This window comes from Microcoleus sp. EPA2 (genome assembly GCA_020882975.1).
Taxonomy (GTDB): domain Bacteria; phylum Cyanobacteriota; class Cyanobacteriia; order Cyanobacteriales; family Microcoleaceae; genus Microcoleus.
Genome location: JAHRFD010000001.1, coordinates 271,009 through 287,462 on the forward strand (window position 1 = coordinate 271,009; position 16,454 = coordinate 287,462).

At 44.6% G+C, this 16,454-nt stretch carries 11 protein-coding genes and 1 tRNA gene; 6 read left to right on the plus strand and 6 right to left on the minus strand.

The window, feature by feature from the left end; translation table 11 throughout:
• The first annotated feature begins 127 nt into the window (after positions 1-127).
• The gene (locus AAFP14_RS01090; RefSeq protein WP_341730493.1) at positions 128-1,561 is read left to right on the plus strand and encodes a phosphoglucomutase/phosphomannomutase family protein; all 1,434 of its coding nucleotides are present in this window, start codon (positions 128-130) and stop codon (positions 1,559-1,561) included.
• Between the two features lie 620 nt (positions 1,562-2,181).
• Positions 2,182-2,439 (plus strand): LapA family protein, encoded by a 258-nt coding sequence (locus tag AAFP14_RS01095; RefSeq protein WP_341730494.1) that lies wholly within the window; start codon positions 2,182-2,184, stop codon positions 2,437-2,439.
• A gap of 15 nt (positions 2,440-2,454) precedes the next feature.
• On the opposite strand, the gene AAFP14_RS01100 is transcribed toward AAFP14_RS01095, so the two are convergent.
• The 3 genes from AAFP14_RS01100 to AAFP14_RS01110 all read right to left on the minus strand — a co-directional run bounded on the left by AAFP14_RS01100 (position 2,455) and on the right by AAFP14_RS01110 (position 5,725).
• Entirely contained in the window at positions 2,455-3,438 is a 984-nt protein-coding gene (locus tag AAFP14_RS01100; protein WP_341730495.1) for a hypothetical protein, read from the minus strand.
• 158 nt (positions 3,439-3,596) lie between these two features.
• A complete protein-coding gene (locus AAFP14_RS01105) occupies positions 3,597-4,661 on the minus strand; it encodes a hypothetical protein (protein WP_341730496.1) in 1,065 nt (354 codons plus the stop codon).
• 389 nt (positions 4,662-5,050) lie between these two features.
• Positions 5,051-5,725 carry an Npun_F0813 family protein gene (locus AAFP14_RS01110; protein WP_341730497.1) on the minus strand — a complete coding sequence of 225 codons (675 nt, stop codon included), beginning with the start codon at positions 5,723-5,725 and terminating at the stop codon, positions 5,051-5,053.
• Positions 5,726-6,022: 297 nt separating this feature from the next.
• Here AAFP14_RS01110 and AAFP14_RS01115 point away from each other — a divergent pair.
• From AAFP14_RS01115 to AAFP14_RS01130, 4 genes are all read left to right on the plus strand, one after another.
• Positions 6,023-6,096, plus strand: a tRNA-Arg gene (locus AAFP14_RS01115).
• 450 nt (positions 6,097-6,546) lie between these two features.
• Positions 6,547-8,079: a site-2 protease family protein gene (locus tag AAFP14_RS01120; protein ID WP_341730746.1), complete on the plus strand. Its 1,533-nt coding sequence runs from the start codon at positions 6,547-6,549 to the stop codon at positions 8,077-8,079.
• Between the two features lie 252 nt (positions 8,080-8,331).
• Entirely contained in the window at positions 8,332-9,282 is a 951-nt protein-coding gene (locus tag AAFP14_RS01125) for a PIN domain-containing protein (RefSeq protein ID WP_341730498.1), read from the plus strand.
• Positions 9,283-9,526: 244 nt separating this feature from the next.
• The gene (locus AAFP14_RS01130; protein ID WP_341730499.1) at positions 9,527-10,078 is read left to right on the plus strand and encodes a hypothetical protein; all 552 of its coding nucleotides are present in this window, start codon (positions 9,527-9,529) and stop codon (positions 10,076-10,078) included.
• Between the two features lie 67 nt (positions 10,079-10,145).
• On the opposite strand, the gene AAFP14_RS01135 is transcribed toward AAFP14_RS01130, so the two are convergent.
• The 3 genes from AAFP14_RS01135 to glpX form a co-directional block, all read right to left on the minus strand.
• Positions 10,146-13,151 carry a UPF0182 family protein gene (locus AAFP14_RS01135; protein ID WP_341730747.1) on the minus strand — a complete coding sequence of 1,002 codons (3,006 nt, stop codon included), beginning with the start codon at positions 13,149-13,151 and terminating at the stop codon, positions 10,146-10,148.
• A 387-nt stretch (positions 13,152-13,538) separates the two neighbouring features.
• Complete coding sequence (locus AAFP14_RS01140; protein ID WP_341730500.1) at positions 13,539-14,831, minus strand: glutamyl-tRNA reductase; 1,293 nt, start codon at positions 14,829-14,831, stop codon at positions 13,539-13,541.
• A gap of 200 nt (positions 14,832-15,031) precedes the next feature.
• Positions 15,032-16,069, minus strand: a complete 1,038-nt coding sequence (gene glpX / locus AAFP14_RS01145) for a class II fructose-bisphosphatase (protein WP_341730501.1) — start codon at positions 16,067-16,069, stop codon at positions 15,032-15,034.
• Positions 16,070-16,454: the final 385 nt, after the last annotated feature.

Sequence of the window (16,454 nt, forward strand, 5' to 3'; positions counted from 1 at the left end):
TAAGGATGCGTAGCAGCTTATAGTATCTAGGTACTCGCTGGGTAGGAAAAGTACACTGCCGATCGGCGTCGATAGCATAGCCTTCTAGTACGATTAATTACAGATAAAATCAAAAGGAGTGGCGAACATGAGCAGTAGCAGCAATTCAACGGAAATCAAGTTCGGAACAGACGGGTGGCGGGGACTGATTGCCCATGACTTTACTTTTGCTAACGTGCGTAAAGTGACGCGGGCGATCGCCAGTTATCTCGAAACCGCTTACACCAAAGACCGCCCAGTGCTAGTATCCTACGATACCCGCTTTCTGGCAGACGAGTTTGCCCGCACTGCATCGGAGGTACTGGCAGATTTGGGGTGGACAGTGAAACTGGTCGATCGCGATTGCCCCACACCAGTTATTGCCTACAGCGCCAAGCATTTAAACTCCGCCGGGGCCCTGATGTTCACGGCTTCCCACAACCCCGCACCTTACTGCGGCATCAAATACATCCCCGACTACGCCGGCCCAGCTACCCCGGAAATTACTGATACAATTGTGGCAAATATTGCTGGTGCGTCTGATGCCCCAGCTAAAGGCAGCCACAACGATAAAATTTCTAGTTTCGATCCCAAGCCCGAATATCTCAAGTTTCTCTATACCTTGATCGATGTAGAACGGATTCGATCAGCTAAATTAAAAGTCAAGTACGATGCCCTCTATTCGACTTCTCGTGGCTATCTAGACGAGGTTTTGGAACACTGCGGCTGCGATTTAGAAAGTTTTCACACCTACCGCGACGTACTCTTTGGTGGTGGAATGCCCGAACCCAAGGGCGAACAATTGGTTGAGTTGGTAGAATCTGTTAAAAAAGATGCGGCGGATTTGGGCTTGGCCACAGATGGCGACAGCGATCGCTTTGGGATTGTGGATGAGTTAGGCAATGTCTTGACTCCAAATACTGTGCTGTTGTTGCTAGCGCGTCACTTGGTGAAGAATAAAGGCCTAACAGGGGCGATCGTCCGTACCGTCGCCACTACCCACTTGCTGGACAATATGGCCGCCAAGTACGGCTTGAAAATCTACGAAACCGCCGTCGGTTTTAAATATATCGGCGAAAAAATGCGAGAAACAGCGGTACTCATCGGCGGCGAAGAATCCGGCGGTTTGAGCGTGTTGGGGCACATCCCCGAAAAAGATGGGATTTTGGCTGATATGCTGGTCGCAGAGGCGATCGCCTACGAAGGAAAACCCCTTTCTCAGCTAGTGGAAGAAGCCATCCGCGAAGCCGACGGCCCCCTGTACAACCAACGTCTTGACTTGCACCTCGACGATGCCCACAAAGCAGCAGTTTTAGCCTCTTTCACTAATCACCCACCCTCGGAAGTAGCTGGCATTGGCGTCAAGGAAATCGGCCGCAAAGACGGAATTAAACTCTATCTGGAAGATGGTGGCTGGATACTTTTAAGGCCTTCGGGGACTGAACCCTTGATGCGGGTTTACATGGAAACAAATTCTGTGGAAAAAGAAGCCAAAATCGCCGCCCACATGAAACAGGTAATTTCTCAGCTAGAACCTGTTTAAACTTCTATTTCTTCCCACCCAGACCCCTTACCCCTGGGGTTTGAGAACGATAGGATTTAGCTAATAACTATAGCTGCAAGGTGTGCTACACACTTTACTAATTGAGGACTTACGCATGGGGTACTAGAAACCGGGTTTTTTACAAACAGTCCTAGAGACAAAAAACCCGGTTTATTTGAAAAAACGTCGCTCTCTGGTCTGAGATCTTGAAGCATAAACCAGTTTTTTTACCCCCCGCGCGTCCAGGACTGACTAAGTATCTGCTTAACCTCATTCAATTTATTTTAGATGTCAAAAAACTATATATTTGCAACAAAATGGGATTTGTTGCTGTGGCGATTTTTTTTGATTGTGCAGTAAAAATCAACCTCAAAATTTCGGATATTCCCTTGACTTTTCCGAATCTATTGTGGTATATTATTTAGTAATTTAATATTGGCAAAAATAAAACTTTGACACAGATTTCGATTATAAAGCAAGTGTATTAGCTTAATTATAAATTTGTCATATCAAATCCGGTAGCATCGTCCTGTATTCATCTCTCCGATCTCCCTCTGTGTTCTCTGCGTTCTCTGTGGTTAAATAATTTCCATGCAACCGGAAACGATATCAACCGTTATATGAAAACAATTCCTTTAATCGCCATTAGTTTTTTACTAGCAATTTTGGTCAGCGCCATCGGCATTATCTCCGTCCAAAATGCTACGCCAGTATCCCTAAACTTTACCTTGTTCCAATCCATACCAATGCCCGTAGGGGTAGTCTTAGCTATCAGTCTGAGTGTGGGAATATTAGGAGGTGCAATTCTCCAACCGCTATGGATGCTTTCGGCTTCAGAACCAGTTACTGACAGAGCCGAACTAGAGGAAGATATCTGATAACTTGGGATCGAATTAGAAAGGCTCAACTAAGCAGTAAACCTGACCGTCAATTAACAGCCTCGTAATTCCCTTAGCTTGTAAATAAGGTGCTGTTTTTTGTAGCATCTTGCCATCAGGAATCTTAAAAACTCTTTGATGGCGAGTAGCAAATCGCCTAGCTACTCGGTGGTTGTCAAAAACGGGCAACGTTTTCTCGCGCAATTCTTCGGGAGGAATTTGACCCAGTTCGCCAAAAGCTTTCAAAGGTCTAGTGATTAATTCCCCAGCTCGATCGACTACCAAATAACAAATTTTGGGAAGAGACGCGAGGCTAAAAGGTAAAATTTGAATCAGGGTGTGTCCCCGAAGCTGGAACGAGTCATCGGACGATCGCAAACCTAGCAAACTTGCTTCTAACAGAGAGTCATCATCATCATCGACATCCTCGCCGTCGAAGTCATCTAAATCATCCTCATCTAAATCATCCTCATCCTCGTCAAAATCCCTAAAATCTTCCCCTCCGAGAACTCCTGCTTCTGGCACTATTACCTTTAAATCCCCAGTCACATCCATGTAGTCACTGCGTGCGACAGGATTCTGGTGTCTGACTTCCGATGCGCCAGCAACATCCAAATCTGAGTAAATATGACCTTGCTCCCCGATCTCAGCAACTGGCGAGGAGGCTGATAAAGAGGGCTGTGGGGTTCTGTGTCTCAAATTGGTGGGCATTGATGGGGCAACACTTGGAGATAAAGGATAGGAGTCACTTACAGAGGAGGACGAGTCCACTTTCATGGGTGTATCTTGAGAAATAATTGGGCGATCGGGTAAACGCTTTTGTTTTTGCTGGACTAAAGATTCGTATTCCCGCTCAGACAAAGCACTCTGAAGGATGCGTCTGACTGTAGAACTGCTGACCCCGTAGTGCTTTGCCAGAGTGATAGTATTCTCGTTCGACTGTCGGTACAGTCTGATGATTTCGCGCTTATCTGAATCCGAGAGTTTAGTGGGCGTCATGCCAAGTTTTCCAGCAAAAAGACTTGTTCAAGGGCAGTCTAAAGGTCAACCAACTCTGAATTTCGGTTGTTGGTTAATTTGAATCTGAGAAATGTTGGCCAGGGCTACAAAGCTTTTGTATCCAAAAAGTTTGCCAACAATCCTCAAATATCAAATCCTTAAGCAGCCCGCCTACTGCGCCTGCTTTGGCGAGAACGGGTTGAAATATCATGTTCTAGCACAGCTCCTATGCCGAACAAAATAGCGCTGAAAACAAAAAATACTTCCAGCAAACTGCCACTTTGATAAGTACCCTCAGCCTGAGTATCACGCCATTTAAAGTACATATCTGCGATGTAGAGTGAAAAAGTTGCAGCAGCAATCATCCGCCAAGATTGAGAAAAACGTCCTCCCCAAAATGCCAGCAGCAATGCTGTGGCAATAATCAGTAGAAAAACGTCCCCCACAATGTAAAACAGATTGATGGCATAGGCATAGGGTGACAGTTGCTTGTCTAGTGCCATCACCCATGCGGGAGCTTTAGTTTCTGCTGCTTCTGTCTCCTCTGGTGCCGGCTTAGCAACAGAGGCTGTCGCTGCTTTAGCCTGTGAGGTAGACGAGTCTTTTAAAGCCGGAGCTTTCGTTGTTGACTTAGTGGACTCAGGTGCAGTTTCTGTAACTACTTCCTGAGTCGATGCCGGCGCGAGTCCTAGCTGTGCCCTCCAAGAGTCAGGTGCTGCCACCCAGATAGCTATCACAATACCCAAGGCTGCTATTGCCGATAACAGAGCCCATTGCCAAATTTCTAGATTCAGGCGCTTGGAGGTAACAGCTATCACCATGCCACCAATCAGTACCACGTAGCTGCCTAGATAGAAGGCATCTGCTGGGGACACATCTGGGCTGACCTCAAAATAAAGCTCCCAAATGCCAAATAGCACCCCGGCGATAAAGTAGAACAGCATCCCCAAACCAATGCCCAGCCAGACGTTGCGTCCGCTAGCCATGTGAGGACTTTTCCAGTTTCTAAAACAAACTATGGCTGCTCCGAGGTAGGCCCCGCATTCAAAAACATAGGTGCCGATGGAGTACCAAAGAGGCAAGCCCTCTTCTTGGGAGAGGGGAACGCTGAACAGTAAAAAAAACAGCAGCGCCATGACAGCCCAGACAATGCCGATAATGACTAGAGTCTGAGCTGACAATAAAGATGAAGATGTAGATGACTTTTCTGAAGTGCTACTCATAGGGATTCCAAAAGACCTAACTAGCAGTTCAATTGCCAGACAGTAGGTGGCACCCAAACCGAAGGAACAATTTGGTCGAAAATACCAGTTGGCAATCCCAACTACATATCGCGTACCGCCTACACTGCAATTGTCTGAGTTGCTCTGTAAAACCTATGCAAATCCTTAACAGGGTTAACTGAACAGGCTTGCTGTTTACTTCTTGCTTCGTAGTCTCCAGATGACTCAAGAGAATTTAGTCTACTCCACAAGCAATCTCGGCAGAGCTTGCCGTTCGCTCCGAAGGAATCGGAATCAAAATTCCCGCAAACCATCCTTCGATATTCTTTGCCGCATTTAGATCCCGGTCTTCAGTATTTCCCAATTGTCTAAGCAATTGTCTAAAATTTTTAGCCTGCGATCCACAATTTGTTGAGGGCGGATTTTTTGAGCCAATCGATAAACTGATTGCGGTCCTGTGTTGGCATATCTTCCAACACATCGCTCACTCCCTCAGCAAAGTCGGTATTGCCAAAATATGATTTCCCCAAGCGGTGCAGCTCTTGTAACAATGTCTTAAGATGCTGCTCTTGCCAAGGGGGTAGCTTCAGACCTTTTAAGGGGCTAACGGTGAGCCAATTTTTGATCGCATCAGGGGAGTCTGCCTGGGGGAAGTTTCCCTGTTGAAATACCTTGGCGATATCTTTCTGAAACGATGTGGCTTGCCTTGCCCCTAGGAGGTCTTCTACATCAAAGTAAACAGCTTGGAGAAGCAGTAAACAACCCTGTGCGAACAGGGGTGGTTTTGCTGCGTCATTACCTGTCGCTTCTTCAGCGACAAGCTGGTCTAGACGAACTTTTCCCCAGACGCTATATCTATCCGGCTCTTCCAGCAGAACGCAGGCTTTGCCTTTGTTGTCGGTTAAGTCCCGCCACAAGGCTCTAGCGTCTTCTGCTTGTTTGCCGTTGAAAGCGCTGATTAGGCGGAACGTCTGCCCCTGATAATTGAGAATAGGGATTTGCTGATCCCGTTTTGGGTGTTGAAAATTGGTGATTTCAACATCCTGCCGTTTCAGAATAAACATGACACTGCGATTTGACTCCTGTCATGGCCGAGGTGCTGTGCTTGATAATAGTCTGTGACCAGTATTTCTATTGGTGGACGATTTGGATCGGTTGTTTTTGAGCTGCATTCCAACTCATCTCTACACCTTACCTCAGTTCTTGTCCTGCGATCGGCTTTTATTGTAAATTAACCATCCTGCTATGGGCTTGGCGGTCTGTTCAAACTTTTATGAAATGTTTACTTGCTCGATCGCACACTGTCACGATACAATACTCCTGTTAGCCAAATTCTAGCTAAATTTTTGTTTTTTTGATTTGGGTGCGTAACTCAGGTGGATAGAGTAGCTGCCTTCTAAGCAGCGAGTCGCAGGTTCGAGTCCTGCCGTACCCGTTAACTAAAACCTTTACACAGCAATGCTTTGAGCCGTTCTTTACTGAAAATTAGAGAGCGGCTCAAACCTTATTTGTTGCGCATTTGTGTGGCATTTGTTTCGCACAACAAATGCGAAACACCGCCTATCTGGGTCAGGTAGTATCCCGGCATCCTGTCGGTGGACACAGGTTAACTCTCCAAGTCAAGTATTTCTAAGAACGTCTCCACGTCGGTCAAGTCAGCCTTAGACTTTTTGCGATCGCGATACCATACAAAAGTTTAATTGTCAATAGTTAAATCAACTGAACTGAAGCTAGCAGAAACAGGTTGTCCGGCGAGTGCCCTTCTGAGGTTATCCTTATTGATCTGGCTAGTTATTGAATGAAATACTTGGATATGTTCGCAGCAACTTTATTTTATATTCCCCCAAATTTAATACTATTAGTGCCAGCCACAGGAATGGAAACAATGATGACATCGGAAAATACGGCAACCATTGCCCTACTATTAGTTGCTGTAGGAATCCTAGGTAGGGGTTTTTATCGCGCCAAAAATGAAGGCAAACTAGGGATTTTGGCTTGGTTGCAGTCAGTAGTGCTGATGACTCCCTGGCTGTTGTTTTTTGGTTTGTTCTCTGTTGGCATTTACCTAAATCTAGTGGCGGTATTGTTGATGCTAGTAGTATCAACCGGATTGTACATTTATCTGGGCAGGGAAGTGCGATCGGCCCAGGGAGATAGAGTGTTACGATCGCGCGCCGATCTTCCCGATACTAGGGAACAAAAGTCTATCAACGATCGCAATGGGGCCCCAGAGTCCCAGCCGGAACCCCCCACACCACCAGTTAAAACTGTAACCTCGTCCCCCAACACTAATCCATTAGAAATCATTCCAGTCCCCGCCGAAGACTTAAAAGCAATTCAAGGTATCTTTGGCATCGATACTTTCTTTGCCACAGAAACAATTCCCTATCAAGACGGGTTGATTTTAAAAGGGAATCTGCGGGGAGATCCAGAACAAGTACACTCGCGGCTATCGGCAAGTTTACAAACCAGACTGGGTTCGCGCTACCGACTGTTTTTAGTAGAAAATCAAGACGACAAACCAGTAGTTATCATCCTACCCAGCGACAACGACCCCCAGCCAAGTACCCTATCTCAAAAAATCCTAGCAGTGGTGCTGCTCCTAGCAACAATTGCTACTACATTAGAAACCAGTGGATTGCTCCGGGGTTTTGACTTCTTTAGTTCGCCAGGGAGATACCCAGAAGTTTTACCCATTGCATCAGGAATTTGGGCGGTTTTAGGTTCTCGTGAAATTGCTCGCCGAGTCGTAGCAAATCGGTATCAGATTAACTTGAGTTGGCCATTTTTTATACCAACTTGGCAAATAGGTTCTTTTGGGGCGATCGATCGTTTTGAGTCCCTGCTACCTAACCGCAAAGTGCTATTTGACATCTCCATGGCGGGAGAAGCAGCCGGGGGAATAGTTGCTGTATTAATGCTGGTAGTCGGTTTGCTACTTTCTCACCCCGGCAGTTTGTTTCAAATTCCCGCAGAATTCTTTAAGGGTTCGGTTTTAGTAGGAACTTTGGCAAAAGTGGTTTTGGGTGCAGCTTTGCAGCAGCAGCTTGTGGACGTTCATCCTCTGGTGGTTATCGGTTGGTTGGGCTTGGTGATTACAGCGATTAATTTGATGCCAGCCGGACAGTTGGATGGCGGTAGAATAGTCCAAGCAATCTACGGCCGGAAAACTGCTAATCGCGCGACTTTGGTGACTTTTGGGGTATTAGCCATCGCTTCTTTCGTTAATCCTTTAGCCCTGTATTGGGGGCTGGTGATTCTGATTTTACAGCGGAATTTGGAGCGACCCTCGCTCAACGAGCTAACTGAACCTGACGACGCTCGTGCAGCATTGGGTTTGTTGGCTTTGTTTCTGATGATTGCTATACTTTTGCCGTGGGCTCCAGCTTTAGCTGGGCGTTTAGGCATTGGCCACTAGGTAAATTTCATCTTAAAATCCCAAGACAACGTAAAGACTGAACAATTAAACAAGCTTGGTGCGTAGTTCACGATGTGATTGTCCTTGACGATTTGAAGATGGCGAACCTGATTCTTAATCAACACGAACCATGAATTAGAATCCCCGAACCTTTTAGGTCGGGGACTATCTCAACTAATGGAAAATCTCACAATTGGTTTAAACTTAATGTATCGAGTAAAAATCACTTATCTAAGCATTTAGGGTAAAGTTATGGCTAATCAACTTCCTCCTGTATTGGTAACTTTTGATGCAGATGTTTTGATGGCTGGCAGAACCCAAGTGTGGCAAGAATATGCCAAAGTGGGAAGTTGCTATCTCCCGGAAGTAGTATATGACGAAATAGATTATTTGACAGGGAAAGCAGTAGAAAAATCTCAAGAGCAAGTAGCTAGGGAGTTTATGCGCTTTTTTGCAGACAGTGGCTGGATTGTAACTGATGCTCAAGAAACGCACAGATCCTTAGAACCTTCGATTAAAAATCAAAGCACACAAGCAATGCTAGTCGTAGCAACGGCTCAGTGCGTTTACGGCTTAGCTCAGGAACACCCAGACGCACTCGTAGTGTTTGTTTCTAACACCCAGCCTCTACTCAAACGAATAGCTTCTGTAGGAAGTACAAATCTCTGTGGCATTACCGGGGCCATGATGTTAAATTGGGCCAGGAAGGGGGAACGTCCAGCGGCGGCAACTCAGCAATTGCAAACTTTGATGCGAACCCTGGCAGAACGCAAATCAAATCAGCGGAGTCGCAGTAGAATTGAGGAAAATACTATCAACAAAGCTGGGTCTTCGGCTAGTAAATTAACGGGGACGCGCAGCAATTTTGAAATGAAGTCGGCTAGCAGTTATATTAAAACGAATAAAACGCCTTTTAGTGAGAATCTTACTTCTAGTTCGCGTCCGAGAAAGCCGCTTCGCAGTCGCGAGGAACCTAGAGAAATGGCGCCGGCTGTCTATCGCATGAAACACATTACTCCTCCTAAAAAAAGGAATGACAGTTTTATTTATAACACGATAAATTTTTTGGGAGCCTTATTTTTTTTGATAGTAGCGGTGGGTATTTTGTGGCGCGTTTTTGATGTTAAAGGTTTTAGAAAGACTTTTGTTCCTGCCCTACCAAAGCCGTTGCAGCAATTTGTGAGGTCGATCGATCCTCGGTAAATCATATCCTGACCGCAGCAAATAGTTAAGCACCCACTAAATCACGGATATGAGAGTTGTGTAAAGTCAGATTTTTTAACCTTAGATGCAGGCTAGATGTAGTGATGTTTCCATAATGCTCAACTGGAACGATATATTAAGTGGATTGGGATTAGTTTCCGCTGGCTTTGTATGTGCTTTAATATTGTTTATTCTTCTTCCCTTCAGAGAGTACGATTATGCGGTACCGCTTTGGGTAATAGGAATGATGATTGCTCTGGGTACAGCACTTACTACAGTAATACATTTGTTGCTGTCTTCATCGTTGCTAAATGTGTGGATTAAGGCGAGTGGATTATTGGTTTGTCAGTTAGTGCCGATCTTGTTTGGTATGGTGTTTCTGGAAGATTCCGTGGTGCTGCCAAGTTTTTTATTTTTCGTAACTCTTATTCTAGGACTTACCAGTATTTATAGCCGTTTTTCGCCACAAAAAATACTGTTAATTCTGGGTTTGTGTACCCTATTTTTTATGGCTTTAATGTACTTATCTTTGATTGGTGGCTATATCCTGAAAGGCAAAAATCCGTTTTATGGTTCTTCCCAGGAGATGCGGCCACTTTTGAATCAAAGGGTAGAAATTAGGACTGATAATCCCGATCAGTTACAGTGGAATGGCAAACTTGGGAAACTCACGCATATTGGCCGTTATGAAGTGACAGTGAAAGTAGATGCTGTCGGAGATGAAAAATTGATATGGCCCTATATCTATGTTTGGTGGCAGGATATCAAGGCTGCTCCCCTAGAGAATTTGAATTAAACTGCTAATAGTATTAGTTTAAAGCCGGTGTTGCTCCTAGAGAATTTGAATTAAACTGCTAATAGTATTAGTTTAAAGCCGGTGTTGCTCCTTGTACAGGTCGGACGATGGCGGGTTTATTAATAGCTTGAGGCTGAAATAGTGCTTTGAGTGCTGCGTCCAGATTTTCGGCCATGACAATGCGGTTTTCGTAGGCAACAATGACTCTTACTAAAGTGGGCAAACTGTTGCGCTCGGCTTCTAAGTACAGAGGTTCAACGTAGAGTAAAGATTGTTCGATGGGAATGACTAATAAATTTCCTTGAATTGCTTTTGAACCTTGGCGATTCCACAGAGATATTTGTTCGGAAATAACTGGCTCTTGGTTGATTAAAGCTTCTATTTGTTCTGGACCATAAACTAATCGCTGTTTGGGAAATTGATACAGTAGTAATTTTCCGTAATCCCCCTTATCGGATCTACCCGCAATCCAAGCAATTAAATTGTTCCTACCGACAGGGGTAAATGGCAGTAACAAAATAAATTCTTCTGATTTTTCTGTCGGCAGTTTCGTAATCAAATAATAGGGTGCTACTGGTTGCTGTTCGCTGCCGTAAATTTCATTGGGAATTCGCCATAAGTCCTCTCGATTGTAAAATACTTGAGGGTCTTCCATGTGATAGGTTAACAGGCGTTCGGATTGAACGCTCAATAAATCTGCTGGGTATCTGAGATGTTTGCGGAGAGCCGGAGGCATTTTGTCAAGAGGTTTGAAGAGTGCTGGAAAAATAGCCATCCAACTGTTGATTATCGGGTCTGAGGGGTTGGCAACGTAGAAGTCTACAGAGCCGTTGTAGGCATCAATGACTATTTTTACCGAGTTGCGGATGTAGTTGAATTGATTTTTTCCGGGATCGGAATAGGGATAACGATCGCTGGTAGTGTAGGCATCGATAATCCAGTAAAGATAGTTGGGGTAATTCTGATTTATTGAGGGGGTAAACTGGATATTTTTTTGAGTTGTATTGGGTGCTTTTTTTTGTAAATTAGTGGGGGTAATCTGGGCGTTGACTACTACTAAGTATGGGTCTGAATCGTAGCGTAAAAAAGGAGCGATCGCTCGTACTCTTTTGTTAATATTTCGGCGGTACAACAACTTAGTTTGTGGTGTAAAATTGCGGGTGAAAGCTATTTGCCAATTTTTGAGATAATTAGCAAATAACCAGCGTCTCCACAGAGAGTCTATGGCAATTCCGCCTTTACCACTGTATGTATTGTAAACATTTTCTTCACCGCTGGGGTAGTCAAATTCTTTAACTTTGCTAGGTGCCATTACGTCGGTATCGGTGACTTCGCCGTAATAAATGCGGGGGTGCCCGATGGGTATACTGGCTCGAAGGCGATCGCTATTGATGTCTAAAGCCGTCTTCCCCGTTGTTTCAACTCCAATATCTTTGACAAAATAATCTGGTAAACCGCCGGCACCGATAGTATTGACGGGAGAAAGAGTAAAGCCATAACCGTGAGTGTATACCAGGTTTTCGTTAACCCAAGTTTGAGCTTCGGGACTAACTGCTGTGTAGTCTAATTCTCTAGCTGCGAGAATGACTTGTTGGGTGTCGGCATCTTGTTTTTGGGTTTTTTGGTTTTTAACTGTGTAGCGATCGATATCAGCATCTAAGAATTTATAATAAGGTCTAATTTGTTGCAACTGCCGGTTGGTTTGCAGTAGAGGCAGTTTGTCCCACAGGCGGATATTGCTGATGGTAAGCTGATTTTTTTCCAAGTCTTTATAGCTTAATTTACCTTCTGGATCGAAAGTTTTTATTTCGATTTTGTTGAGATCGAAGGCTTGTTGAGTAAAAGTAATACTTCTCTGAATATATGGTCTTTCTTTGGCTATTTCGTTGGGGTTGACAATTAACAGTTGGATGATTACTGGCAGTAAATAAATTAAGGATAAACAGCTTATAACCAAACTAAGGACTAGGGATTTAAAGCGGTTACTTTTAATCTTTAATTTACCGACGAACCAGAGCATAAGAAGTGCGATGGCGATCGCCATAATACTGGCAAATCCATAGGATGGCAGTCGCACTGTGACATCAGCATAATTAGCCCCGTAAGTAACGTCTCCCCGCGAGTACAGCAATTCGTAACGAGCTAGCCCATAGAGGAAGGCGATGGCTAGCATCAACAGTGAGCCTAAGCCATACAAGTGTCGCTGTTGCGATCGGGAAAACGTCAACAAGATTCCTTGACTCAAGCTGTTTGCAGATAGTAAATAGGTAAAAGTGCTAGATACTAAACTATACAAAAATACTACTGTTAGTGAGAAGGCGCACAATTCTAATATGGGCAGAATAAATACATAAAAGCTAATATCTTGATTAAAAATAGGGTCGGTGGTGTTAAATTTAATGGGGTGGAAATAGAGCAAGACTTTTGTCCAGCGACTGGCGGTAATTATGCCGATCGCCAAACTGAGAAAAAAGGCGATCGCCCGCAGCCAAAAATCCGGCTTAATTGTCATGGCTAACATCAGTCCCAGCAGTAAGCCCAAGTGCCACCAATGAGAAAATAACTGCACGCAGAGCTGCCCGATGGACTCAAATCCCAAATTAATTGGCCCGGCAGGCAGTGCGCTGGCTATACTGAAATCCGCGAGGCTAGCTGCTGCTAACAGCCCGCAATGAATTACCATCAAACCTGCGATCGCGCTCAATCCGAATAAGCATAACAGCAACCAGGGAAATGCCTGTCGAGCTTGAGACAGAGATAATTGATAATTCTGCTCCGTTTTTGTTAGATTTAAGGAAGCAAATAACGCCCCCGAATTCGGCGACTTGGTTTCCTGAGTGGGATGTTTGAGGCTGCGGGCTAAAGCTAAATTCCCCATCAAAAAAACAGCAGAAATAGCAGTGGGAATTACCCCTAGCAACCCTTGAGTTTTCAGTCTCAACAGCAAAACCTGAAGATATCCAACTTCCTGAAACCACAGAATTTCTGCTACCAACCTGGTAACTAACTCCATCACCAGCCCTAGGCTCGCAATCAGTAGAATTATTTGATAAATTCGCCTGTTCAAAGTCATCATCTTCAACTTCTCGCCACTATCAATATCTGCCGCAGTTCATCGGGGTGAATCTACGGTTAAATATTTCCTTTTTTTATTTTTTCAATAAGTATAGAGCGCAAATTTTCTGTTACTGTCAATAACTGCTCGGCCCTAAAAAACAAGGATTAGCTATTGACTTCGGCGTTTTTTTATGGTATATTTTAGATAATGGGAGTGGTGGCAAAAATAAAAAAAATTGCCACCACTCCCATTATTTGATAATAGGTGATGAATTGGGGAAAGTCAAGCGTTTAAGCTTAAAAAAATGACGATTTTTTTTTATTTTAATTCAAAAAAAATAAGCATCAAAACCAGAGGGAAATAATCCCCAGGCAGAGCCTGGGAATTAGGGCAAAAAATCAACTAGCTATACTGCTGATTGACATCCACATCCAAATTAAAGAGTGTTTGTAAAGTCTGCATTGCTTGTCGGCGTGCCTCAATATCTTGCTGAGCGCGTAATTGCACCATGGGGTCGTGTAAAATTTTATTTACAATCCCTCTTGTTAAAGATTCAATCACATCTTGATGTTTCTCGGAAAACTCTGAACCTAAACGCGATAAAGCTTTTTCTAACTCTTGTTCCCGAATCAATTCTATCTTATCCCGCAAACAGCTAATAGTCGGAACAGTTTCCAGGCTGCGCCACCAAACATCAAAAGCTTCTACTTCTTGTTCGAGTATGCCTTCAGCTTCCATTGCCATTTTGCGGCGGGTTTCGTGATTTTGAGCTACCACAGCTTTTAAGTCGTCTACATTAAATGACTTGACATTGGTCAGTTCTTTTACATCAGAATCGACGTTGCGGGGGACAGAAATGTCCACCAACATCAAAGGGCGATCGGGTTCTAAGACGGTTGCTAATTTAGCTTTATTTAAGAGCGGATCGGTAGCAGCGGTGCTGGTAAAAACCAAGTCGGAACTAGCAATTACCGACATCATTTCCGAAAGCTGATATAAATGTAAGGTAGCATCTTTAAACAGGCTGGCTAATTCTTCTGCACCACGGAGCGATCGATTGACGATCGCAATATGGCCAGCTCCTTTGGAAAGCAAATGCTGCACCAAAAGTCTGGACATTTTACCAGCACCGATAATCGCAATCCGGCTGGTGGCTAAATGCTGACCTTTGAGTTGAGCCAGTTCCGCCGCCGCCGAAGAAATGGAAACCGCACCAGTACCAATACTGGTTTCTGTGCGAACACGTTTCCCTGCTGTCATGGCTTGCTTGAGCAAGCGCTCCAAAATTCGACCTACGCCTTTATACTGCTGAGCGAGTTTGTGAGTTTGTTTCACCTGAGCCAAAATTTGCCCTTCTCCGAGAACCAAACTGTCAAGACCAGAAGCAACTCGCATCAGGTGCATTACCGCATCTTCGTGGAGTAAGATGAACAGGTGAGGTCGCAAAGACTGTAAAGGAACTTTACTGCATTCTGAAAGGAATTGAGTAACTTCCCGGACACCAGGTTCCGACTCGGTGGTAACAATATAAATTTCTAAGCGGTTGCAAGTGCTGAGAATAGCAACCTCTTGAATATGTGGGTAGCTACGCAATTGGGCTATAGCCCCTTCAATCTTCTGTTCTGGAATGCTCAGTTTTTCGCGAACTTCAACCGGCGCTGTTTTGTGGCTAAGACCTACAACTGCAATATTCATATCTGTGATTTGTCACTATTTTTTTTACTGGTCAACAGTCACCTGTCATTAGTGTTTAGTTTATCGCTAATTGCTAATAACTGGTGACTGTCAACAGTCAACTGTCAACAAGCCAACAGCATAATGTTGGCTATTAACACTCAAAAGTTAACAGCCAACAGTCCCCAGGCAAAAGCCAACAGTTAACTGTTAATTAATGACTAATTTAATTGCAGAGATTTCGGCTGGTCAAACATATGGATTGTATCCACAAACCGAGCAGTCTTGGACTGAGAAGAAATTACCAAACTTTCAGTACGAGCGCCGCCACCAAAGAAGCGAACTCCATCCATCAGCGTTCCGGGAGTAATTCCGCAAGCTGCAAACAGAACTGTTTCCCCAGATGCCAATTCTTCAGCATTGTAAATCTTGTCTGGGTCTGTGATGCCCATTTCTTTAAGTCGAGCGATATTGCTCTCTTTACTTTCACCGATCAAACCAGTTTTCACAACAGCCGGATCGTAAATCAACTGCCCTTGGAAGTGACCGCCCAAACAGCGCATGGCTGCTGCTGAAATCACACCTTCCGGTGCTGCACCAATACCCATAAGTGCGTGGATATTAGAACCAGAAAACGCGCAAGAAATTGCTGCTGAGACGTCGCCGTCGCTGATCAGTCGAACTCTTGCACCCGCTTGCCGAATTTCATTAATTAAATCTTTGTGCCGAGGGCGGTCCATCACCACTACCACCAAATCCTCAACACTGCGGCCGAGACAATCAGAGATAATTTTGAGGTTTTGGGTTGGTGTCTTACGAATATCTACATGATTTTTGGCAGCCGCAGGAGCAGCCAATTTGTTCATGTAGAAATCGGGAGCAGCAAACAAACCACCTTTTTCGGAGATTGCTAAAACTGCCATGGAACCGTTTTGACCGTAAGCCACTAGGTTAGTACCTTCGCAGGGGTCAACAGCGATGTCAATTTCGATCAATTCATCTATGTTGCAGACCTCTTGGGCATCTTCGCGAGTACAAATACCCACTTGTTCGCCGATATAAAGCATGGGTGCGTCGTCGCGTTCCCCTTCACCGATCACGATGCGACCGCGCATATGAATTTTGTTCATCCGCTCGCGCATGGCTTCTACAGCCACTCTGTCGGCTTCATCTTTCTCGCCTTTGCCCATCAATCGAGCTGAGGCGATAGCTGCCTGCTCAACTACTTCGATAATCTCTAAACCGATTGCATTGTCCACGAACTATATCCTCCCAACTGAGTCCTGCGTGCCTTGTGCTTTTTTTGCACTCCCAGCAATCAAGTTTATCAGAGGCGGGGATCTGTGCGAGCGTAAGTCTTGAGTTAGTTTGTGTTAACTTTTGCTTCTTGCAGACCCGACAGTGGGAAAATGATCCATAGGAGAGTGGGAGAGAGTGGAAAAACCTGAGCCATCTTGGGCGATCGTCGGTATTGACTCAGCCTCCTGCGTGGTTGGCTGCGATTGGTTGGGGAGTTTTAGAGCTAGCACCTAGCTAGCGCATAAATAGACAAAGTGGTACACTCGTAAACAAACCTTTACTTGATTGAGTCATCAAGAAATACAGTGTTCCGATCGAACAATGCTTTTATCTATAAAAACCAAG